The sequence below is a fragment of the Kocuria sp. TGY1127_2 genome, assembly GCF_013394385.1.
In the GTDB taxonomy this organism is placed as follows: Bacteria; Actinomycetota; Actinomycetes; order Actinomycetales; family Micrococcaceae; genus Rothia.
Genome location: NZ_AP022834.1, coordinates 1,674,481 through 1,697,251 on the forward strand (window position 1 = coordinate 1,674,481; position 22,771 = coordinate 1,697,251).

Sequence of the window (22,771 nt, forward strand, 5' to 3'; positions counted from 1 at the left end):
GGTCAGGCACCGACTGAGCGAGTACAGACATCCTATGTTTGATGAATGGGCGGGAACGATGATCGGCTAGGCCGGACGCCTGGTTTGAGCCGAGCCTTCGTTTGTCCATCGGGGGCGAAACCCGTGGTTAGCCAAGACCCCATGGATACGGCCTATTCCGTGACTACTCTCCTGAGCGTTGGTGTCGTCACAGCGCATGCGGCCCAGACGGAGCAGACGCCGAAGACAACGGTGGCAAGAATGACCACCATCGACGTGGGCTGGGTCATGAATTCGGTGCCTATGAGCTGAAACAACGTCACCATCGATATCAGACCTGAGATCACCACGACTGCCAGCAAAGGCCTCATCACTGACTTCCGGCGGATGCGACCGAGTTGCGAGATCGGCATCCCCATCCGTGACAGAGCGATGTACAGGTCCCTACGGTCCAGAACCTGAGCCGTTTGGTTGATGCCGACGGAGCAAGCAACCATGATGAAGGAAATCACCAGAGTCACGATGACTCCGGTCTGGATGTCTTGCGTCAGTTGCACTTCCTGTGCATCGGCGTGGGGGCTGTCGGCCGACGCCGTCAGGGAAGCCCCCGATCCCAGAATCACTGCTACATAGACACTGAATCCAATGCTGCCGACCTGACGCCACATTTCTTGAGGGGATTCGAGAACGTTCCGTGCAGCGATGAGTTGGTCTGCGGTCCGAGCCGTCTTCGCGTGAATCGTGCCTATGCCCTTCAGAACAAGCGGTCCCATCAGATGGACAGCGAGGAGGGGAATCGACAATGCCAGAGCGATGAAAACCATGATGAGGGCTCCTCCGATACCTTGCTTGGCTCCGGCGAAGACCGCCATGGCAACCAGGAACAAAATACTGGCTGCGACAAACCGCAACCAGCGCACACGGCGAGGTACGGAACGCGTGCGGATGCTCAACGGCGTTATCTCCACACGCCTCATGCCGGAAATCGAGCTTCCTACAGCTAGTGCCAGCACCAGTGCCGCGGCCGGGAGCAGCCATCCGTAGCCCATCCACAAGCCGGATGCACCAATCTCATGCCCAGTCAGGTGGATGAGACCGATGAGCGGCATGAGTGCTGCATAAGCAACGGCTCCCAGGACGATTCCGGCCAGAGCCAGAAGTCCGGATTCCGTTACTGAGACCAGACGGAGTTGGGCCCCCGTCGCTCCGAGAAGACGAAGCGTTGAAAGTCTTTGGTCGCGTTGACGAGCCATGAGCCGACCCGCTGAAGACATCAAAGTGCTCATCGGCACCAGAAGCAATAGCACGGCCAGGAAGGCACAGAATTGATAGAGCAAGCCGTTGGGCCCCGTGTCGCCCATCAAGAACTTGGCACCGCCGATAACGATGAATGCCACGGTGCTGGTCAGCATGAATGCGACGACCGGAAGGCCCCATGTGCCCTTATCTGAGAACGTTTTTCTGAGGAAAAGAAGGTTCATTGACCCCACACCCCCGTACCGTCGTCGACGATGTGACCGTCCCGAAGACGGATGGTGCGGGAGCATCCGGCAGCCACCGCCGGATCGTGGGTCACAATGATCAGTGATGCTCCACGGGAGATCGTCGACTCGAGCAATGCATTCAGGACATGTTGCGACGTCTCGGAGTCCAGGGCGCCCGTGGGTTCATCGGCAAAGACGACCTCCGGGTCGGTGACTTGGGCACGGGCAATCGCGACACGTTGCGCCTGACCTCCGGACAATTGTCCGGGCCGTCGGCTCTCCAGGCCGTGGAGGCCGAGAGCGGAGAGCCACTGACCGGCCGACCGTTCGGCCCGCGCTCTTGAGACGCCCGAGGTCATCAGTGCCACGGCCACATTTTCCGCGGCCGTGAGCTCTGGCAGGAGGAGCCCTTCCTGAAACACGAAGCCGATCCTCTCCCGACGCAGCCGCGCTCTCTGCCTGGCGGAAAGGCTCGTGATCTCAATGCCTGGTCCGCCCCCGACACTGTTCAGAAAGGCAGAACCGCGGTCGGGCGAGATGATTCCCGACAGGACGTGCATCAACGTGGACTTTCCTGATCCCGACGGGCCCATAATGGCGACGGACTCGCCCGCACCGATGGAGACGGACGCGTTGTCCAATGCGGTCGCCGACGCGTAAGACTTGCTGAGGCCTTGAGCTTGAATTCGTGGTGGTGCGTTTGAGGTCATGTTCTGAACGCTAGTCCGCAGAAGAACTCACGTGAGGTGAGACAGGGCTGATTTCGGGGGTACCGCGGCCCATCACTTCTCGGTATACCCAGCTCTAAGCGACCGCGCGGTCGGCGCATACGTGGCTTACGGAGCCTCCGGATCAGGCCGTTCATCCCGTGAGGAGGCCCTTTGCCCCTTGCGCGACGGGCGTCGGCACCCGGCCGTAGGTCGCGAAAAGCCCCCGGCCCAAGGCCGGGGGCTACAACATCACCACAGCTGTCAAAGCCAGCCGTTGACTACTTCTCGGAGCCCTTCTTCTCCAGCTTGGCGTCCACGCCCGTTTCTTTACGCTGCTGCGGCGTGATCGGTGCGGGAGCCGCAGTCAACGGGTCGAAGCCATTGCCTGTCTTCGGAAAAGCGATGACATCGCGAATGGAGTCGGTGCCGGCCAACAATGCGACCATACGGTCCCAGCCGAAGGCGATTCCACCGTGCGGGGGCGCTCCGTATTTGAAGGCCTCGAGCAGGAACCCGAACTTCTCATTGGCTTCCTCCTCCGAGATGCCCATGACTTTGAAAACGCGTTCCTGGACGTCACGGCGATGGATACGGATGGAACCGCCACCGATCTCGTTGCCGTTGCACACGATGTCGTAGGCGTACGCCAGAGCCGAGCCCGGATCCTGATCGAACGTATCCAGGAACTCGGGCTTTGGGGAGGTGAAGGCGTGGTGCACAGCGGTCCATGCCGAGTTGCCCAGGGCGACGTCGCCGGAGTCCTCGGCCTCTTTCGCGGATTCGAACATCGGAGCATCCACGACCCACACGAATGCCCAGTCGCCGTCTTTGATGAGGCCGGTGCGGTGACCGATTTCGACGCGAGCAGCGCCCAGAAGGGCCCGAGAAGGCTTGGCCTCACCGGCAGCGAAGAAGATGCAGTCACCGGGTTCCGCGCCCGTTGCCGCAGCCAGACCCTCGCGCTCGGCTTCGGTGATGTTCTTGGCGACGGGGCCGGTCAGGGTGCCGTCTTCCTGGACGAGGACATATGCGAGGCCCTTAGCGCCGCGCTGCTTTGCCCATTCCTGCCAAGCATCGAGGGTACGGCGCGGCTGCGAAGCACCACCGGGCATCACGACGGCTCCGACATACGGTGCCTTGAAGACGCGGAACGTCGTGTCCTGGAAGTATTCCGTCAGCTCCGTGAGCTCCAGGCCGAAGCGCAGGTCTGGTTTATCCGACCCGTACTTCTCCATCGCTTCGCGATATGTCATACGGCGAATGGGACGAGGGATCTCGACGTCGATCAACTTCCACAGAGCGGACACGACCTGCTCTCCCACGTCGATGATGTCGTCTTCCTCAACGAAAGAAGCCTCGATATCCAGCTGGGTGAATTCCGGCTGACGGTCGGCCCGGAAATCCTCGTCACGGTAACAGCGCGCAATCTGGAAGTACTTTTCGATTCCGCCGACCTGCAGAAGCTGTTTGAACAACTGCGGAGACTGGGGCAGCGCGTACCACGAGCCGGGAACCAGGCGTGCAGGCACGACGAAGTCACGGGCACCTTCCGGGGTGGACCGGGTCATGGTGGGCGTCTCTACCTCGAGGTAACCGTCCTGATGCAGCAATTCACGGACGACCCGGCTCGCGTCCGAACGCAGGCGCATGGCCGCCGCAGGGGCAGGACGGCGTAGGTCCAGATACCGGTGGCGCAGGCGAGCTTCCTCGCCCACTTCGACGTGCTCGTCGATCTGGAACGGCAAAGGCGCCGCGGTATTCAGCACTTCGACCTCGTTGACCTCGACCTCAATTTGGCCGGTCACCAGATTCGGGTTGTCATTTCCCTCCGGACGGCGAGAGACCACACCCGTGACCTTCAGAACGTACTCATTGCGCAACGCATCGAAGTCCGCTTCATTGTGGAACACGCACTGGGTAACGCCTTCCCGGTCGCGCAGATCCACGAAAGCCACGCCCCCGTGGTCACGACGGCGGGCTACCCAGCCGGCCAGCGTTACGGTCTCTCCGATGTTCTCGGCGGTCAGTTCACCGAGCGTATGCGTGCGTAGCACTCACGGTCCTTTCGACGTGTCGGCGGGTTCTCCGCCGGACTAGTTCTGTGCAGAGTCTACCCGGCCCTCTCCGAGCTCAGAGCCGGACCCTGCACCATAAAGAATGGGGGTGATTTCAGTCTTCGCCGGCGACGACGCGCGGATGAAGATCTTTCTCGGGCGGATTCCAGGTGCTCGGGTCCACGGCCACCTGCTCACCGGAACGAATGTCCTTGACCTCGTGGGTCGTGTTGCCTGCATCGTCAGTACCCAGGAACCAGACGAATGGTATGCCTCGGCGGTCCGCGTACTTGATCTGCTTGCCGAATTTCGCGGCGTTGGCCGAGACCTCACAGGCGATCCCTCGGGACCGGAGGTGCTCGGCGACATCCTGGGCAGCCGACCAGGCTTCGTCGTTGGTCAGAGCAACCAGCACCGCGGAAGGCACCTTGCGGGTGGGGCGAGCCAGATCCTGGGAGAGGATTCGGGAAACCAAGCGAGTCACGCCGATCGAGAGTCCTACGCCGGGGTAGGTTTTCTTCCCCGTCGAGGCAAGGGATTCGTAACGTCCGCCGGAGCAGATGGAGCCCAATTGTTCGTGCCCCACCAGGACGGTCTCGTAGACGGTCCCGGTGTAGTAGTCCAGGCCGCGGGCGATCGACAGATCTGCGATGACCTTGCCCGGCGCACGTTTGGACGCTTCCTCGATGACCTCGGTCAATTCGGCCAAACCCTGGTCGAGGAGTTCGTCCTCCACACCAAAAGCGCGGACCTTCTCCGCAAAAGAGGTGTCTTCTGCGGTGATGGACGCCAAATTCAACGCGGCACGAACCTGCTCGTCCGTGGCCCCGAGCTCGTCCTTGAGAAGCTGACCCACGGCGTCGGGGCCGATCTTGTCCAATTTGTCGATCGAACGCAGGACCCCCGCAGTGTCGGACAGTCCGATGCCGCGATAGAAGCCTTCGGAAAGCTTGCGGTTGTTGACGCGCAATTTGAATTCCGGAATGGGCAACCGAGTCAGGGCATCCACGACGATCAGCGCGAGCTCCACGTCGTATCGGAACGGCAGAGATTCCTCTCCGACGACGTCGATATCCGCTTGCGTGAACTCGCGGGCTCGACCTTCCTGTGGCCGCTCCCCCCGCCAGGACTTCTGGATCTGGTACCGCATGAACGGGAAATTCAGGTATCCCGCGTTCTCCACGACATACCGGGCGAATGGGACGGTCAGGTCGAAGTGGAGTGCGAGTTTCTCCGCTTTCTTGGTATCCGGGTCTTCCTGGAGGCGAGACACCGCGTAAACCTCTTTGTCGATCTCGCCCTTTTGGAGGAGCTGATCGATCGTTTCCACAGACCGGGTTTCGACGGAGGAGAATCCGTGGAGTTCGAACGTATGTCGCAAGACGTCCAGCACGTGGTTCTCCACGACCCTCTCTTGGGGTAGCAATTCCGGAAAACCTGACAGGGACGCCTTACGGGCCATGTGCCTCTCCTCGAGTTTTTGAGCATGCAGGCGCGCACATCGCGCACAATCATCATTAAGACTAAACCTTGGCGAGGACCCAAGCGAACCGAAAAACGGGGCCCAAAGGCCCCGACGAGGCATAATTGCCTCATCTTGTCGCGAAACACCCCATTCACGTGACGCGCGCCCCATATATATTGGTGTCCAGTGCCCATGAAATGTCAGGGCGCCGTCGCACATCGATACACCAGGGTCGCACAGGCCCTCCCACGAAAAGAGTTTCAGCGGTGACCGAGAAGAAGCCCGACGACAAGCCCACTCCGGCTAACCTGCCCGGAGCCCCGACCGCGCCCAAACCTGCCGCTCCTCTTACGCGGCCGTCCCTGGAGGAGGCGAAGAAGTTTGGATCCGTCGGCGAGGACGGACACGTCTACGTGGAAGTGCGCGGAGAGAACATACCGGTAGGGGCGTTCCCGGACGCCACCGAAGACGAGGCCCTCGCCTACTTCGCGAGGAAGTTTGCCGAAGCCGAGACCCAGATTTCCTTGTTGGAGAATCGAGTCTCCCAGGGCACCGACGCGACATCGGTCTCCCGAACCATTGGTAGCCTTCGGGAACAGGTCGCTGCACGGGGAATGGTAGGCGACATAACCGATCTGGAGGACCGTCTCGACGCTCTGGAACAAGCAGCGAGCCGTCTTACGGAGGAGCAGGAACGGGAGGCAGCGGCCGCGAAGGAGCGTGCTCGCACCGAACGGGAAGCTATCGTCAAGGCGGCCGAAGACGTCGCCGAGCAAGACCCTGCTCAGACTCACTGGAAGAATTCCAGCGCCCGGATGAACGACCTTTTCAATGCCTGGAAGACCGCTCAGAAGGAGAACAGACTCCATAAGTCGGTCGAAGACGAACTCTGGAAGCGCTTCCGCAACGCACGGACGACCTTCGACAAACATCGCCGCGCCTACTTCTCCCAATTGGATCAAGACAACGCGAAGGCCAAGAAAGCCAAAGAAGGCCTGATCGCGGAGGCCGAAGCTCTTTCCGGGTCGACCGACTGGGGCGAAACTTCCATCAAGTACCGCGAGCTCATGGATCGTTGGAAGAAGGCACCACGCGCGTCCCGCAAGGAAGACGACGCCCTGTGGGCCCGTTTCCGCGCGGCCCAGGACGTCTTCTTCAACGCCCGCGCCGCCGCCAACGAGGAAGCCGACCGGGAATTCGCCGAGAATTTGAAGGTCAAGGAAGCCCTGCTCGAAAAGGCGCGCGCTATTCTGCCGGTCAAGGATCCGGATGTCGCCAAGGCCAAGCTCGCTCCCATCCTCGATGAGTGGGATCGGGCCGGCATGGTTCCTCGCAATGACCTCCGCCGCGTCGAGAACGAGCTCAAGAAGGTCCAGGACGCTATTTCCGAGGCCGAACAGGCCGAGTGGGAAAGAAGCAACCCGGAGACCCAGGCCAGAGCCAACTCGATGGTGGCTCAGCTCCGGGAAGCCATCACTGGGTTGGAAGACGAACTGGCCACGGCGCGAGCAAAGGGAGACTCCAGGGCGATCGCCAAGGCAGAGGAAGCCCTGGACGCACGCCGCAAGTGGCTCGACCAGGTCGAGTCAGCCTCCTAGCCGCAGTTGAGGCGTTCTGTGCCTCATGAAGCACGGGTTCGGGAATTTATCCACAAATTTCCGAAACCCGTGCTTTTTGCGCTTTTCGTACGGTGAGATGGGTCGTATGCACAACGATTCCCCGACCGAATGTACCGTGTCACCCCGACCTGAGACTCTGTGGGAAGTTCACTTTGCGGAATTGGGGTGCCCACCGGGCATCCTCCTCGCCGGAGTACATCTGACCGAAGCCGAGGCGCAGACGTTGGCGGCACGAGGACTCCTTGCGCCTATTCTCCACCGTGTTTACAGCAGTTCCGCACCATCACCGCAGTTGCGAGGATACGCGGCCGGCCTTCATCTGAGAGCCTTGAGCCGGCGCCGGTCCGTACTCCACCGACTCACCGCGGCTTGGATCTACGGTTGTGCGGCTCCGCCCCGCTATCTCGAGTGCACAGTCAACGGGAACGATGGCCACAAGTTCGGCGCTCAGGAACTGCGCTACGTCCGTCACCGTTACCTGAGCTATTCGCGGTTCGAGGTAAACCGAGTCGGGCCCGTACTGGTAACCACTCCCCTGCGGACCTGCGTGGACCTTGCGGCTTTCGACGCCACACCCGCTGGGGACTCCGCCTTGGCGACCTTCATACGAGCGCCCTCACTCGGCTGTTCACCGCGTGTCCTGTGCGCGGCTCTGGCTGCGGTCCCACGGCTCAAGTTCCGAAGGCAAGCGATCGAGCGTGTACATCAGCTAGCGCCCAAGGTCTCCTGATCCCCGCCACAGCCTCGTTCAGGACGCAGGTTGGGTGGGTGTCGGACGAGAACCCGTGATCCGGTAGACGTCGTACACGCCGTCGATGCCGCGGACAGTATTAAGCACATGGTCAAGGTATCTGGGATCGCCCATTTCGAAGGAGAACCGGGAAATAGCAAGCCGTGACACGTTGGTGTGAACATTCGCCGAGAGAATATTGACGTGGCTTTCCGACAGCACCCTGGTCACATCCGAGAGCAAAGACTTGCGGTCCAAAGCCTCGACCTGGATTTCGACCAGGAACACCGAGGATTTGGTCGGTGCCCACTGCACCTCGATGCGCCGGGGGTCATCCTGTGCCTGCCGCATATTGGGACAATCCACACGGTGCACCGAGATGCCATTGCCGCGGGTCACAATTCCCATGATCTCGTCCGGAGGCACGGGCGTGCAGCAACGTGCCAATTTGGTGTAGACGCCATCTGCACCTTGGACCACTACGCCCGAATCCGCGAACTTGGGACGCGCATGCGTCGTAATGGAGGTTTCTTCCTCGAGGTCTTCTTCCTCGGTTCCAGAAGGACCGCCCAAGAGATCGACAAGTCGGTCGATGACGTCCTGGGCCTTGATCTGGCCTTCCCCGACGGCCTCGTACAGGGCGGCGACGTCGTCCTTGTGTTGTTCCTCTGCGACCGACAAGAGGAGTTTGCTCGTCAGAAGCCTCTGCAAAGGCAGGCTATGGCGGCGCATTGACCGCGTGAGGTTGTCCTTACCTTTCTCGATGGCCTCTTCGCGGCGTTCCTTGGTCAGATAATGCCGGATTTTGGTCCGCGCCCGTGGACTCGCGACGAATTTGAGCCAGTCCTCGCTGGGGCCGGCGTCCTCGGCCTTTGTCGTCAGAATCTCAATACGGTCACCGTGGTTGAGCTTCGAGGACAGGGGCACAAGCTTGCCATTCACCCTCGCGCCGATGGTGTGCTCGCCGACCTGGGTGTGTATCGCGTACGCAAAATCGACCGGTGTCGAGCCGGCCGGAAGGGAAAGAACGTCCCCCGCAGGTGTGAACACAAAAACTTCCTGGGCGTTGACCTCATAGCGCAGCGAGTCCAGGAATTCTGACGAGTCACTGGTCTCGGATTGCCAGGACATCAACGACTGCAACCACTTCAGCGCGTCGGCGGAGTCTTCGGTGCGTTGCCCTGAGGAGGAAGCTTCTCCACGGGCGGCGGCTTTGTACTTCCAGTGGGCAGCAATGCCGTATTCGGCTTTCTGGTGCATCTCGTGCGTACGGATCTGCACCTCAACGGGGCGCCCGGATGGGCCGATCACTGCGGTATGCAATGACTGGTACGTGTTGAATTTGGGAACCGCAATGTAGTCCTTGAATCTGCCCGGGAGAGGTTTCCACACCTCATGGATCGCACCGAGCGCTGCATAACAGTCGCGCACGGAATCCACGAGGATCCGGATCGCAAGGAGATCGTAGATCTCGTCGAACTCTTTGTCCCGAAGGATCATTTTTTGGTAGATCGAGTAATAATGCTTCGGTCGCCCCGTGACCTCGCACGAGATGTTGGACGCCTTGAGCTCGTCCATCACCCCTGTGCGGATTTCCTGGAGCTGCCGTTCGCGCTCCGGGGTACGGTCCCCGACCATCCGCACGATCTCGTCGTAGATGCGAGGTTCAAGGGCCGCGAAGGAGAGATCTTCAAGCTCCCATTTAATGGTGTTGATTCCCAACCGGTGTGCCAATGGGGCGAAGATTTCCAGCGTTTCTTTCGCTTTGCGGGCACTCGACTGCGGGGACACGAAACGCCACGTTCGTGCGTTGTGGAGACGGTCGGCCAATTTGATGACGAGAACACGGATGTCCTTGGCCATGGCGATGACCATTTTGCGGACCGTCTCGGCTTGGGCGTGTTCCCCGTAGGTGACCTTGTCGAGTTTGGTCACGCCATCGACGAGTTCGGCGACTTCTTCACCGAAGTCTGCCGTGAGCTCCTCCAGCGAGTACTCCGTGTCCTCAACCGTGTCATGCAACAACCCGGCAATGAGCGTGGCCCCGGAAGCACCCAATTCCGCCAGAATCGTAGTGACGGCAACCGGGTGAGTGATGTACGGATCGCCGCTCTTGCGCTTCTGCCCGGTGTGGTGCTTGTCCGCGACGGCGAAGGCTCGCTCGATCGTGGAGAAGTCCTCCTGCGGATTGTTGGCCTTGACCGTTCTCAGCAAGGGAACCAGAACCGGCGAGACCGGTTTGCTTCTGCTGGCCGCGGTCGAGTCGCTGACGCCTTCCGTTGGCTGGTTCCCGTTTTCGGCCGGGATGACGGAAGCTTTGGGGAATGCCCGGCGTTCGGGTGTCCTCGTCGACGCCGACATAACCCTATGAGTCCCGTGGCTTTGTTGATCATCGGATGATGCCATGATGAACCTCCTGACCGTGTAATGGACTTAGTTTAGTCCTCCCCGAGCGCTGAGCCGATTCGAAGCAGCCGGGGCCTCTCTGAGCGAACGCAAAAACGCCGGCGCGGCTTCACAGCCGCACCGGCGTCGCACTTCGGCGGTGGCGTTCTCAGACGACCGCACCGTTATCCGGTTTGTCGTCACCGCCCGGGTCCAAACGGGGTACCGGATTGGTATCCGTGGTGACATCGCCGTGACTCTGCGGGGAACGGCCCGCTGCCGAGGAGCCGGACCGGCTCGCGCTCGAGGACCCGGAAGATCGGGTTTCGCGGCCGGTCTCGGATGCGGCAGCTGTGTCCTCCGAGGAGGCGACACCCTCGACGAGCCTCGCCTGTTCCTTGATCGGCTTCTCCCCCTGACGCAAAACGGCATAGAGGGGGGCGGAGACGAACAAGGTTCCCAAGGTGCCCATGATGATGCCGATGAACAAGGCAAGGGACAGATCCTGCAGTGTTCCCGCACCGAGCAGGAAGGCCCCAATGAACAGGATCGAGCCGACGGGCAGGATTCCGACGACCGACGTATTGATCGACCTCACCAGGGTCTGGTTGACCGCCAGGTTGACCTCGTCGGCGAAGGTCCGCTTCCTGTTGCTCCGGTATCCCTTGGTGTTCTCGCGAATCTTGTCGAAGACCACGACCGAGTCGTAGAGCGAGTAGGAAAGGATCGTGAGGAATCCGATAATTGCCGACGGAGTCACTTCGAAGCCCACCAACGCGTAGACGCCTGCCGTGGTGATGACGGTGAAGAGCAGGCCGGCGATGGCCGACAGAGACATCTTGACGGTGCGGAAATACAGCGCCATGCCGATGGTTGCCAGCACGACGAAGACGATCAGCCCCCAGGTGGCTTGACGGGTGACACCGGCGCCCCATGTCGGACCGACGTACGAGGAGGTCACGTCGTCGGGTTTGACGTCGTAGGCCTTCTGCAGGGCTTCCTTGACGGCGAGCGTGTCGTCATCGCTCAACTGTTCGGTTTGCACGCGAACGGTTCCGGCGGCAATGCGAGTCACCTCGGTCTCGGCCGCGCCCGCGTGCTTCGAAACGGCGTCCTTCCCGGTCTGGATATCCGTGTCCTTGGCATCGGAAACCGTGAACTCGGAACCGCCCCGGAAGTCGATGCCCATTTTGAACCCACCCGTGAGGACGGGGATCAGAAGAGCGATGATGACCAGTACCGCGGAAATTCCAAGCCAAAGCTTCTTCTTCGGAATAAACGGCAGGGAAGTCTTGCCCGTATAAAGATTGCTACCGAACTCTGCGAACTTAGGCATTGTCGGCTCCTTCAGGATTTTGGCCGGGGTTCTCTTCAGGGGATTCGGCCTGGTGCTCCTTCGACTTCAGAGCCTCGGCACGGCGTCTTTCGGCGATGGTGAGGGGACGGTCCGGTTCTTCCCCGGCTTCGTCCCGGCGGCGCTTCCGACGCGGTGAATCTTCAGGGTCGCGGAGCCGGCCCGCTCCCCGGTACAACGGGACGTACCCGAGGGCGTGAGCATCCAGCCCGGAGAGTCTGTGTCCTTCCCCGAAGAACTTGGTCCTGGAAAGCAGAACCATCATCGGATGGGTGAACCAGAAGATCACCATGAGATCGGCAATCGCCGTGAGGCCCAGTGTGAACGCGAAGCCTCGCACGTTACCCACGGCCACGAAGTACAGCACGACGGCGGCCAGGAGGTTGACGCCCTTGGACGCCCATATGGTCCTGCGCGCTCGCATCCACCCGTGGTCCACCGCAGAGGGCACACTTCGTCCGTCCCTCAAACCGTCTCTGATGCGTTCAAAGTAGACGATGAACGAGTCCGCCGTCTGCCCGATCGCGACAATGAGACCCGCGACGCCCGCGAGGGAGAGTCTGTAGTTGACCCCCCAGCCGAGCAGTGTAATGGCCTCGTAGGTGACCACTCCCGCGACGAGCAGGGAGGCAATCGTCACGAATCCGAGTAGTCGGTATTGGAACAGCGAGTAGACGCAGACGAGCAGCAGACCGATGATTCCGGCGATAATGCCCATCTGCAACTGGTCCGTACCCAAGGTCGCCGATATCTGTTGCTCGGACTCGATCTTGAAGCTGATCGGCAGCGCCCCGTATTTCAGCTGTTCGGAAAGGCCCTTGGCGTCATCCTCGGTGAAGTTGCCGGTGATCTGAGCCTGACCGTCGGAAATCACGTTCTGCGCTCGAGGAGCCTGCAGTACTCCACCGTCGAGCATGATCGCGAAGGACGCCTTGGGGTCGTTTTGGTCCTGGCCGTAGAAGCCGTAGAGACGCTGGGTCACGTCTTTGAAGACGTTCTTCGCGTGATCGGTGAACGTGATGTTCACGCCCCACTGACCCGTGCTCACGCCGCCGCCGGACTCGACCTGTGAATGGCTGGCATCCTTGATGTCAGAGCCATTGAGCTCGACAGGACCCAGAATGTATTTCTGTTTGCCGTCCTGGGAGCAGGCAACGACGGCTTTCTTGGGATCGAGTTGGTCGTCTTTACCCGGATTCGCGGTGCAATCGCGTTGCTCGTACTGCTTCTGTAACTCGGGGGTGATCCAATTGGAATCGGATCCGTTGGTCGGTTGAGCGTCCGGGTGAGGGAGTTTGGACTCTTCCGTGCGTTTGTCCTGCGGCACGGCCGCCCCGTCCCCCTCGGCCAGAACCGATCGGAAGGACATCTGGGCCGAGGCCTGAATGAGATCCCGGGTTTCCTGACTCGGCGTATCAGGCATCGAAACGACAACGTTCTTGCCTGATTGGGTGCTGACCTCTGCCTCCGAGACGCCGGCACCGTCGACGCGCTGACGAATAATGTCCACGGCCTGGTCGAGCTGGTCCTTGCTGATGTCGCCGCCCCCGTTGGTGGCCTTGGGAGACAGGATCATCTCCGTGCCACCGGACAAATCCAGGGCGAGCTTGGGTGCGGCGGAACCACCGAGCTTGGTGGCCGACAGACCGACGACCCCACCGAGGACCACCACGATGGCGGTCAACAGGAGCAGGGCCTTTCGGGCACCCGACATTCGTTTATTCCGAGCCATAAGGATTCCTGAGGATCATAAGTCGAGGTGCCCGCCGCCGGCGGACACCTCGAGAAGTGGGTTGAACTTAACGGGACGAACCGAAGTTGTCGTCGCCTTCAGGGCGGTCCTCGCGGTAACCGCTCTGGCTCTCATCGCGGAAGCCCTGTGAGCGCTCGTCCTGAATCGGCTCACCGTTCAAGCGCGGATCGTTTTCTGCAGCAGGAGCCGAAGAGCCGAATCCGGGGCCGGACTGCGACGCCTCACCCTGGAATTCTCCGGTTCCCTGCTGGGGCTGGTCGGTCACGCCCTGCGCGGCTGCGGCACGAGCGGCCTCAGGGGTTCCCGGGACCTGACCGTTCTGATCCAGGACCGTGGTGACGGCACCCAAGTGAACCGTGATTTCGGTCTTGGGAGCAACTTCGATGACCGCGCGATTGGCCTCACGGTCGATCGACACGATGGTTCCGAACACGCCGAACTGTGTCATGACGCGTGTGCCCGGCGTCATGGCTTGCTGACGCTCTTGCATCTGCTGACGTGCCTTCTTCTGGCGGCGCATCGGCAGGACGAGGAATACGATGACCACCACCAGCATGAGCCCCAGTAGGAGGAAGTTGGAGCCACCGGCTCCGCCTTGCTCGGCGGCCTGAAGGCTTCCTGATGGATTGATGGTGGAAAGTAACATGTGTTCCTCACGTAATTGATCGTGACCGCCCCCGTGCAGGCGCCCGATGAGGACGGGAGGGCAGACTTAGGCAAGTCTAATTGAAGAGTCTGAATATCCCGTCAAGACTTCTCGGCTCATTTTTCGGGTGGCTCCAGGTCCAAGTGCTCCCAGGCAGACGGCAACGCCACTCGGCCTCGGGGCGTCCGCCCCATGAGGCCTTCCCGCACGAGGTAAGGCTCCGCCACGGTCTCCACGGTTTCCGTTTCTTCTCCGACCGCGATGGCCAAGGTCGAGAGCCCCACCGGTCCCCCGCCGAATTTGTGAATCAAAGATTCGAGAACCGATCGGTCAAGACGGTCCAAACCCCTCGAGTCGACCTCGTACATGTTCAATGCAGTCGCCGCGGTGCGCGCGTCGATGTCCTCGACCGCGTGCACCAGAGCCCAGTCGCGAACTCGCCGCAACAAGCGGTTGGCTATACGCGGGGTTCCCCGGGAGCGCGAGGCAATTTCGTGGAATCCTTCCGTGGTGATCTTGAGGTCCAGCAAAGAAGCCGACCGACGGAGCACGAGTTCCAGTTCCGCGACGTCGTAGAACTCCAGATGACCGGTGAACCCGAAGCGATCCCGGAGAGGACCGGGCAGCAGCCCCGCCCGTGTAGTCGCGCCGACGAGCGTGAAACTGGGCAATTCCAGCGGAATCGAGGTCGCGCCAGCGCCTTTCCCCACCACAATGTCCACCCGGAAGTCCTCCATGGCCATGTACAGCATTTCTTCCGCGGGACGAGACATCCGATGGATTTCATCGAGGAAGAGGACTTCGCCCGGAGTCAGGGAGGAGAGTATGGCGGCGAGATCGCCCGAATGCTGGATTGCCGGTCCGGAGCTGATCCGAAGCGGCGAGCCCATCTCTTCCGCGATGATCATGGCAAGGGTCGTTTTGCCGAGGCCAGGAGGCCCTGAGAGCAGAACATGGTCCGCACTCTTGCCACGAAGCTTCGACGCTTCCAGGACAAGCGAGAGCTGCTGGCGGACCCGTTTCTGTCCGACGAAATCGTCAAGAGCTTTGGGCCGCAAAGCCGCCTCGATGGCTTTGTCCTCAGGTTCGATTTCCGCGTCTACCAATCGCTCCTGGCCCGCACGCTGCTGACCGGGTAAATTCTGCGCGTCGTTCTCCGGGAATTGCTGTGTCATAAGTTCCTTTCCACGGAGCTATTTGGAGCGGTGGCCCATGCCGTTGACCCTGCCGAGACTTGCGAGAACCGCCCGAAGCGCCTCGGCAACATTCATGGAATCCGCCTCCGGTTCTGCTTCGGCGAACGAATCAACGGCTCCAGTGGCGTCTTTCTCATGCCAGCCGAGACCGATCAAGGCATCCAGAACTTGGGGCCGCCATGCCGGTCCTGGGGTCGAGGCCCCCTGGGGTGTATTTCCCGAATTCTGATCCTCCTCGGCATCAGGCAGGACGAGTTTGCCCGCCAGCTCCAGAACAATCCGCCTGGCCCCCTTGGGCCCGATTCCGGAAACTTTGCTGAAGGCCTTGTCGTCGCCGGATGCGACGGCTCGCGAGACCTCGACGGGTGTGTACACGGACAACACCGCCAATGCGATCCGTGGGCCGATTCCGGAGACCGAAAGCATGGTCGTGAAGACCTCCCTCTCGCTGTCGTCCCGGAAGCCGAAGAGCGTCAACGAGTCTTCCTTGACGATCAGGGAAGTCTCCACATGCGCACGCTCACCGAGACGCAAGGTCGCAAGGGTTCCCGGAGTCGCCTGAACCAGCATTCCGACACCTCCGACCTCGATCACGGCCTCGTGGAGGCCGAGGTGGGTCACTGTGCCGGTCAGAGAAGAAATCATACTTCCATCTTATTCGAACAAAGTTACGAAAAACATTCAGCGGCGAGTCTGTGGACGGCGAACGCCCGTCCTCGGGCCCGATTCCGACCTCATCGACTGCGCCGTGACCGTTCTTCGGCCATTTTCCAGGCACGCTGAGCGGGGGTCATGGCACCGCTTGTGGCACCTGCTGGAATCGAGCCCTGATGGGTCTGAACACCAGTACCCATGTTGATTCCGGTGCCGATGATCCCTGACCGCCATCCGTGACAGATGGCCAGGGCCAAAGCGTCCGCGGCGTCGGCCGGTTTGGGGACTTCTTCGAGTTCCAGAATCCGGGCGACCATACGACCGACGGATTTTTTGTCGGCTCGACCACTGCCGGTGACCGCCGCTTTGACCTCTGAGGGGGTGTGCCACGCAACCGGAATGCCTGCCGCCGCGGCCGTCGCGATCACCACCCCGGAAGCGTGGGCCGTCCCGATCACGGTGTTGACGGATTCCTGGGCGAATACCCGTTCGATCGCCATCACATCGGGCCGGTACGTATCGATCCACCCTTGCATCGCTCGTTGGATATGCAGTACTCGGGTGTCGAGAGAATCGGCCGCCTGAGTGCCCGCGACGCCGGCATCGATGTAGTGGGCTTTCCGGTTCCCTGACATCTCGACGACGCCGAAACCGCATCTGGTCAGGCCGGGGTCCACGCCGAGAATGCGCAGAGGACCGGCAGAGGACGTCGATTCGACGGCCCCCACCGGTCCCTTTTTCTCGTGCGTCATATGCTAGTTCCCGATTCGACTAGTCGTCGGCTTCGAGTTCTTCCATGACCTCGGCAGAGATGTCCGCATTCGAGTAGACGTTCTGGACGTCGTCCAGGGCTTCCACCGCATCGGCAAGGCGCAAGAACTTACGGGCGCCCTCTGCGTCCAGGTCCACCGTCATGGTTGGGCGCCACTGAGGGTCATCGTTGTTGTATTCGAGTTCGGCATCGTCCAGCGCCTTGCGAATCTCGGGAAGGTCGGTGGCCTCCGAGATGACTTCGAAGAATTCGTCTTCTTCCTTGACCTCGTCGGCACCAGCATCGAGCACTGCCATGAGGACGTCATCCTCGGTCAAGCCATCGCTCTTGGCGACCTCCACGACTCCCTTGCGCTCGAAGAGGAACGACACCGAACCGGGGTCCGCCATGGTTCCGCCGTTGCGCGTCACGGCCACGCGAACATCCGACGCTGCCCGGTTCTTGTTGTCGGTCAAGCACTCGATGTAGAGAGCGGATCCCTGAGGACCGCGTGCCTCATAGAGAATCTCGGAATATTCAACGACTTCACCGGTGAGGCCCGCACCGCGCTTGACCGCGCGGTCAATGTTGTCATTGGGAACCGAGTTCTTCTTGGCCTTGGAAATGGCCAGGTCCAGAGCGGGGTTACCGGAAATATCCGCGCCGCCCATGCGAGCGGCAACCTCAATCCCCTTGATGTACTTGGCGAAGGCTTTGGCGCGCTTGGCGTCGATCGCCGCCTTCTTGTGTTTGGTGGTGGCCCACTTGGAGTGACCCGACATAGATGTGCTCCTCGGATGTAGACAATTTCGTTGCGCGGCCGGAGAGCTTCTCCCCCGAGTCGACCCTGGCACGGTTTCCTGTGAGCTCGCGCGCCAGGACGGAACCAGGGCATCAGGCCGCGAATAAACCTGGTCCCATTGTAACGACGCGCGCAAACCTCTCCCGCCGGGACTTGCTGATCCCTAACGACCGAGCTCGGGACGATGCCGCTTCAATGCTCAGCGGGGTCTGGATGCGGCGACTTCGCGTGCCCGGGTTGCCAAAGAATCGTCGATCTCAACGGGATGGAAGGAACCGAATTTCGCCTCAGCCGCATGGCGGATCAAATAGTCGGAGATCCGGGGATTCTTGGGAAGCAGAGACCCGTGCAGATAGCTGCCGATGACGTGATGGACGCGTGCGCCTTCGCCATCGTCGTCCAGGTTGTTCCCCTCCCCCTTGGTCACCGTTCCCAAACGCTCGACACTATGACCCAGGAACGTGAGTCCGGAGTGGTTCTCATAACCGACGATCGTGCCGAACTCTTCCGACTCGATCACGATGTTCCCAATCAAGCGTTCCTCTCCTCCGACGGTGTGTGCGTCGAAGAGTCCGATTCCGTCCAGGACCTCGCCCCCGACGGTCCGGAACTCCTTGCCGAACAGTTGATAGAGACCGCAAATGACAAGCATCGGGGTCCCGGCCTCGGCCTTGGAGCGAAGCACTGGGGCAATCCGATGAAGGTCGTCCTGAATCACGGTCTGGCCCGAATCCTGGCCTCCGCCGCCGACGAGGATGTCGAAGTCCTCCGGGAAAACATCCCCGGGGTTGTAGTCGATGATCTCGGCGGCCAGGCCATGCTGACGAGCTCGCCTGGCCAGCGACAGCACGTTGCCCCAGTCCCCGTAGATGTTCATATCCCGCGGATACAGTTGAAGGATTTTCAAGGTCTCGGTCATCCGATATCAGCAACCTCGGTCGTCTTGGCCAGCTCGCGGCGCAGGGCGAGCATGGACGTGTAGGTACAGAAAACGCGCATCGGCTGATCCCCCGAGCCGCGGACGAATTCGTCAAGCGCGCTCGAGAGATCGGTGTTGACGGCGCGCACGGGTACGTCGTCGTGCTCGAGGCGCAGCGCCATATCGTACGCCCGCGTTCCGGAGACGACGTCGACCCCGCTGGATTGCAGCGACTCGAAGTCGACGTCCCAAAGCCAGGACACGTCCCGACCATCGGCGTACTCGTCGTTGATCGTGATCATGGTCGCGTAATCGCCGCCGGTGGCGGAGGCTAGGGAGAGACGGAACCCCGCCGGGTTCTTGACGAGTAGGAGCTGAAGCGTGCGGTCACCGATACGAACCGACTCTCCGCGTCCGAATGCCGGAGTCACTTTGGACAGTTCGGACAGCAAAGCATTCTCATCGGCTTCCTCGCCCATGACCTCGAGGGTCAGCGCCAACGCGCCGGCAGCGTTGTAGATGTTGTAGATACCGTAGAGGTTGATGTCCGTGGTGACTTCACGGTCGCCGATCAGCACATGTGTGCTGGTGCCCTCGAAGGATGTGAGGGTCACCGACGCATCCGGCAGATTCTCTGCCTGTTGCGCAGGCCTGTTGTCCCGCATTTCGTCGTCGGACGGGAACCGGGATCGCAAGGAGGGGGAAAGGCCGTAATAGGCCACGTCGGTCCCCTTTCCGACATCCTGCGAAATGCGGCGGATACGCGGGTCCTCGCGGTTCAGTACCACGGTTCCGGTGGTTGCCTGGGCGACCTTGGTCAGCATCTTGCGGGTCGTGTCGATTTCGCCAAAACGATCCAATTGATCGCGCATCACGTTGAGGAGCAAGGCGTACCTCGGCTGAATCAGCTTGACGAAGTGAACCGCATGCGCCTCGTCCAGTTCGAGCACGGCAATATCGGCGTCCAGTTTGCCCTTCAGGTTCATTTCGCCCAGAAGAGCTGCCGCGACGCCGCGGACGAAGTTCGACCCCGTACGGTTCGTGAAGACCTTGAGCCCTTGGGACTCGAGGAGCTGGACGGCCATTTTGGTGGTCGTGGTCTTGCCGTTGGTGCCTGACACGACCACAACGCCGCGCGGGAGCTTGGACAGTTCACGAGCGACGAATCCGGGATCGAACTTCTCCATGACCAGCCCGGGGAAAGCAGATCCTCCCCCACGAAGCTTGGATACGTATCGAATGCCTTGGCCGATCAGGCGGGTGGCGGGTCTGAAGATGACAGGTCTTGGCATGGAATCAATCCTAACCCGTGCCTTTCCGCAATATTTGCCATGATGGGGTGATGAATTCGACGCATACGACGGCGCCTCACTGCTTTCCCGATTCGCCTTTCATCTGGCGCGATCTTTCATGGCCCGAGCGACAGCCCGTGGTCAGAGTCGAGCCGTACGTCGACAATTCACCGAGCGGCGAGATCGTATCGATACCATTACCTCCCGGCAGCGTCCTCAATATCCGGTTGCTCGCAGAGGACGAGGACAACGCGGGTCTATGGTGCAGCGGCTTCGCCCATGGTGAGTTCGACGTCGACGCACGGCCGTCTTTCCGGACCGTCCCCTGCCCACAGGGGAACCGCATCACGAAGGGACAGCAGTGCCGGTTGTGCATGCACTTGGACAAATTTCGGCCCATTCACCGCGCTCACAGAGGAGCGGAACTGTCAGAGGTCGCGCGCGCCTACATCGGCCGTCCGCATTGGTTGTACGTCGCGACGTTTCCCGATGGCACGTCAAAAGTCGGCACCGCGCACGAAAGATCCAAGGTCACACGCCTCGATCAACAAGCGGTCGCCCGAGCCAGCTACGTCGCCCTCGCCGATGACGGCTTGGAGGTCCGGCGACTCGAAGACGCAGTGACGCAGACCGTCAAGCTCACTCAGCTCAAGAGAGTCTCGGCAAAGTACAAGGCATGGCTGAACCCCGAGGACCCGGAGGAGCTGACAAGAATCCACGACCAGATCGCAGCCACGGTCCGCGAGGAGCTGTCTGCATGGGACGATTCGAGCTACCGCGTGGTGACAGAGCGGTGGACGCCAGGCGGCGCGATGCTGCGAGCTTACGAGCAGCTGGGCACGACGCAATCCCGGCCGCTGCAAGGATACGAGGCGTGGACCTCCGCACCTCGGCGTTTCCTGGCGGATTCCGGTACCGGCCCGTTTCTTTCTGGATGTGCCGAAAACGATCCCGACACGGCCGGATGGTTGCTCAATACGGCCGTACTGAAAAACAGGATGTGTGCCGTCTTCCTCGGCGACGACGGACCGGTGAGCTTTCAGGATTCGCTGTTCTAGGAGGCACCGTGATGGAATCCCACGATTCGCAATCCTCGTGAACCGTGGGTGTCATGCCGCTTCTTGGCATGTCCGTAATGCCTATGGTGGAAAACATGAGTATCAATGAGTCAGCTTCCACCCATTCCATGCCTGGGCTTCCTATCCGTACGATCACGGCCTATACCGGTTCCGCGACCGGTAACGACGCCGTGTACACCGAGGCGGTTCGCCGGCTGGCCGTTGTATTAGCTCAGCGAGGCATCGGCGTCGTCTATGGCGGAGGCAAGGTCGGGCTCATGGGGATTCTCGCGGACTCCGCCCTCCATGTCGGAGGCACAGTTCACGGGGTTATGCCTCAATCTTTAGTCGAAGGTGAAATTGCGCACGCAGGGCTGACGACCCTCGACGTCGTCGGAGACATGCACCAACGGAAGAACAGGATGGCCGAGCTCGGTGATGCTTTTGTGGCCTTGCCCGGTGGAGCCGGAACACTCGAGGAACTCTTCGAGACATGGACCTGGCAGCACCTTGGACTGCATTCGAAACCCGTTGCGCTCTACAACGTCAATGGCTTTTGGGACCCCCTTCTCGACCTTCTCGACCACATGGTCGAAGAAGGGTTTCTGCGGGAGAATCTGCGGCACTCGCTCATTGTCGAATCTGAACCTGAGCTTCTACTTGAGGCCCTGAGTACTTGGCAGCCTCTCGAACCCAAATGGGCGAGCTAGCAATCAGCTCGTGGGGTCATTGGGGTTAATCAGGTCTTTCGGCCATGCTTCCGCGACGATGCGACGGATCTGGTCCAGAGTCTGAGTGACGGTTTTGGTTCCGGCGACGATCGGCAAGAAATTGGTATCACCGTTCCACCGGGGAACCACGTGCTGATGGAGATGCGCCGCGATTCCGGCCCCACCGACTTTGCCCTGATTCATGCCCATGTTGAACCCGGCTGCGTTGGAGGTTTCGCGGAGAACCCTCATGGCTGCCTGCACGCAGGCTGACATTTCTGCGGTCTCAGCCGAATCGATTTCGTCGAATTGAGCCACGTGACGGTACGGGCAGACCAACAGATGCCCCGGATTGTAGGGATAAAGGTTCAGGACCACGTACACGTGTTCTCCCCTGTACACGATCAGCGATTCCTCATCGCTGCGTTCCGGGGCGACGCAGAACGGACACGAATTCTCCGTGTAGTCCTTCTGGCCCCCGCTGACGTAGGCCCGGCGGTGCGGTGTCCACATGCGCTGGAACGCATCGGGCACGCCGGGCAACACGAAATCGTCGGTCGAGTAGTCAGGTTCCTCCGTCATGTCTCCAGCTTAGGTCGTCCGCACGCCACGATGCGGTTCCGTACGTATTGAGCCTTCATGACATCGACGCATTTATTCAGGTGAGCACGGGTATAAGTTGGAAATCATGCGATCCCTCTCCGAGACCGAGATCAGAAACAGCTTCATCAATTGCAGCCAGGGTGAGGCTCAACGGCTCCACCTTCCCACCGGCCTTTCCCACATTGAGTGGGAGTCACAGGCATTCCTCGGATGGATCGATCCCAAGAGCCCGCAACGCGGCTACGTGGTCGCGGAGACCGACGATGGGCCCAAAGGCATAGTTCTCCACAGGACGCCGCAGCACGGTCGACCCACAGCCCAAATGTGCCAGTTCTGCATGACGCTGCATGGCGGCAGTGGCGTGTCGATGTATTCCGCTCAACGTCCCGCTACGAAGAAGGAACGCTATTCCTCCCTGGGCACGTACTTGTGCTCCGATTTGGGGTGCTCAGAGTACGCCGTGAACAGAAAACGGCCCCTCGGCATTCGGCAGATGGAAGAAACCATGACCATCGAGGACCGTAAGGATCGCACCGCCAACAACGTGGAGCGTCTCATCAACCGGCTCAAAGAGCGATCCATGCCGTGACGCTCGGTGCCGGATCTC

20 protein-coding genes are annotated in these 22,771 nt (G+C 60.8%); 5 read left to right on the plus strand and 15 right to left on the minus strand.

The window, feature by feature from the left end; genetic code table 11:
• Positions 1-152 precede the first annotated feature (152 nt).
• The 4 genes from sake_RS07540 to hisS all read right to left on the minus strand — a co-directional run bounded on the left by sake_RS07540 (position 153) and on the right by hisS (position 5,689).
• Positions 153-1,460 carry an FtsX-like permease family protein gene (locus sake_RS07540; protein ID WP_178945741.1) on the minus strand — a complete coding sequence of 436 codons (1,308 nt, stop codon included), beginning with the start codon at positions 1,458-1,460 and terminating at the stop codon, positions 153-155.
• Positions 1,457-2,173: an ABC transporter ATP-binding protein gene (locus sake_RS07545; RefSeq protein WP_178945742.1), complete on the minus strand. Its 717-nt coding sequence runs from the start codon at positions 2,171-2,173 to the stop codon at positions 1,457-1,459. Before sake_RS07545 ends, sake_RS07540 begins: the two co-directional genes overlap by 4 nt.
• A 278-nt stretch (positions 2,174-2,451) precedes the next feature.
• Positions 2,452-4,227, minus strand: a complete 1,776-nt coding sequence (gene aspS, locus sake_RS07550) for an aspartate--tRNA ligase (protein WP_178945743.1) — start codon at positions 4,225-4,227, stop codon at positions 2,452-2,454.
• A 115-nt stretch (positions 4,228-4,342) separates the two neighbouring features.
• On the minus strand, positions 4,343-5,689 hold the full coding sequence (hisS, locus tag sake_RS07555; protein WP_178945744.1) for a histidine--tRNA ligase: 1,347 nt from the start codon (positions 5,687-5,689) through the stop codon (positions 4,343-4,345).
• Positions 5,690-5,958: 269 nt separating this feature from the next.
• On the opposite strand from hisS, the gene sake_RS07560 reads away from it, so the two are divergent.
• Positions 5,959-7,290 (plus strand): DUF349 domain-containing protein, encoded by a 1,332-nt coding sequence (locus sake_RS07560; protein WP_243155665.1) that lies wholly within the window; start codon positions 5,959-5,961, stop codon positions 7,288-7,290.
• 106 nt (positions 7,291-7,396) lie between these two features.
• On the plus strand, positions 7,397-8,041 hold the full coding sequence (locus sake_RS07565; protein ID WP_178945746.1) for a hypothetical protein: 645 nt from the start codon (positions 7,397-7,399) through the stop codon (positions 8,039-8,041).
• A gap of 18 nt (positions 8,042-8,059) precedes the next feature.
• Here the strand turns inward: sake_RS07565 and sake_RS07570 are convergent, their stop codons facing one another.
• The 10 genes from sake_RS07570 to sake_RS07615 form a co-directional block, all read right to left on the minus strand.
• A complete protein-coding gene (locus sake_RS07570; RefSeq protein ID WP_178945747.1) occupies positions 8,060-10,447 on the minus strand; it encodes a bifunctional (p)ppGpp synthetase/guanosine-3',5'-bis(diphosphate) 3'-pyrophosphohydrolase in 2,388 nt (795 codons plus the stop codon).
• 148 nt (positions 10,448-10,595) lie between these two features.
• The gene (gene secF / locus sake_RS07575; RefSeq protein WP_178945748.1) at positions 10,596-11,762 is read right to left on the minus strand and encodes a protein translocase subunit SecF; all 1,167 of its coding nucleotides are present in this window, start codon (positions 11,760-11,762) and stop codon (positions 10,596-10,598) included.
• The gene (gene secD / locus sake_RS07580) at positions 11,755-13,512 is read right to left on the minus strand and encodes a protein translocase subunit SecD (RefSeq protein ID WP_178945749.1); all 1,758 of its coding nucleotides are present in this window, start codon (positions 13,510-13,512) and stop codon (positions 11,755-11,757) included. Before secD ends, secF begins: the two co-directional genes overlap by 8 nt.
• A gap of 67 nt (positions 13,513-13,579) precedes the next feature.
• Positions 13,580-14,179 carry a preprotein translocase subunit YajC gene (gene yajC / locus sake_RS07585; protein WP_129359498.1) on the minus strand — a complete coding sequence of 200 codons (600 nt, stop codon included), beginning with the start codon at positions 14,177-14,179 and terminating at the stop codon, positions 13,580-13,582.
• A 116-nt stretch (positions 14,180-14,295) separates the two neighbouring features.
• The gene (gene ruvB / locus sake_RS07590; RefSeq protein ID WP_178945750.1) at positions 14,296-15,354 is read right to left on the minus strand and encodes a Holliday junction branch migration DNA helicase RuvB; all 1,059 of its coding nucleotides are present in this window, start codon (positions 15,352-15,354) and stop codon (positions 14,296-14,298) included.
• Positions 15,355-15,372: 18 nt separating this feature from the next.
• Positions 15,373-16,020, minus strand: a complete 648-nt coding sequence (gene ruvA, locus sake_RS07595) for a Holliday junction branch migration protein RuvA (RefSeq protein WP_178945751.1) — start codon at positions 16,018-16,020, stop codon at positions 15,373-15,375.
• An 89-nt stretch (positions 16,021-16,109) separates the two neighbouring features.
• On the minus strand, positions 16,110-16,781 hold the full coding sequence (gene ruvC / locus sake_RS07600; RefSeq protein WP_178945752.1) for a crossover junction endodeoxyribonuclease RuvC: 672 nt from the start codon (positions 16,779-16,781) through the stop codon (positions 16,110-16,112).
• A 19-nt stretch (positions 16,782-16,800) separates the two neighbouring features.
• Positions 16,801-17,562, minus strand: coding sequence for a YebC/PmpR family DNA-binding transcriptional regulator (locus sake_RS07605; RefSeq protein ID WP_129359494.1), 762 nt, complete (start codon positions 17,560-17,562; stop codon positions 16,801-16,803).
• A gap of 219 nt (positions 17,563-17,781) precedes the next feature.
• Positions 17,782-18,501: a type 1 glutamine amidotransferase gene (locus sake_RS07610; protein ID WP_129359493.1), complete on the minus strand. Its 720-nt coding sequence runs from the start codon at positions 18,499-18,501 to the stop codon at positions 17,782-17,784.
• A complete protein-coding gene (locus sake_RS07615) occupies positions 18,498-19,793 on the minus strand; it encodes a MurT ligase domain-containing protein (protein WP_371811886.1) in 1,296 nt (431 codons plus the stop codon). The genes sake_RS07610 and sake_RS07615 overlap by 4 nt, the downstream gene beginning before the upstream one ends.
• 50 nt (positions 19,794-19,843) lie before the next feature.
• Here sake_RS07615 and sake_RS07620 point away from each other — a divergent pair, with 50 nt between their 5' ends.
• Positions 19,844-20,851 carry a hypothetical protein gene (locus sake_RS07620; RefSeq protein ID WP_178945753.1) on the plus strand — a complete coding sequence of 336 codons (1,008 nt, stop codon included), beginning with the start codon at positions 19,844-19,846 and terminating at the stop codon, positions 20,849-20,851.
• Between the two features lie 95 nt (positions 20,852-20,946).
• Positions 20,947-21,561, plus strand: a complete 615-nt coding sequence (locus sake_RS07625) for a TIGR00730 family Rossman fold protein (protein ID WP_243155666.1) — start codon at positions 20,947-20,949, stop codon at positions 21,559-21,561.
• Between the two features lie 3 nt (positions 21,562-21,564).
• Here sake_RS07625 and sake_RS07630 read toward each other — a convergent pair whose 3' ends face one another.
• Positions 21,565-22,143 carry an HIT domain-containing protein gene (locus tag sake_RS07630; RefSeq protein WP_178945754.1) on the minus strand — a complete coding sequence of 193 codons (579 nt, stop codon included), beginning with the start codon at positions 22,141-22,143 and terminating at the stop codon, positions 21,565-21,567.
• 106 nt (positions 22,144-22,249) lie between these two features.
• On the opposite strand from sake_RS07630, the gene sake_RS07635 reads away from it, so the two are divergent.
• Complete coding sequence (locus tag sake_RS07635; protein WP_178945755.1) at positions 22,250-22,753, plus strand: FBP domain-containing protein; 504 nt, start codon at positions 22,250-22,252, stop codon at positions 22,751-22,753.
• Positions 22,754-22,771 lie beyond the last annotated feature (18 nt).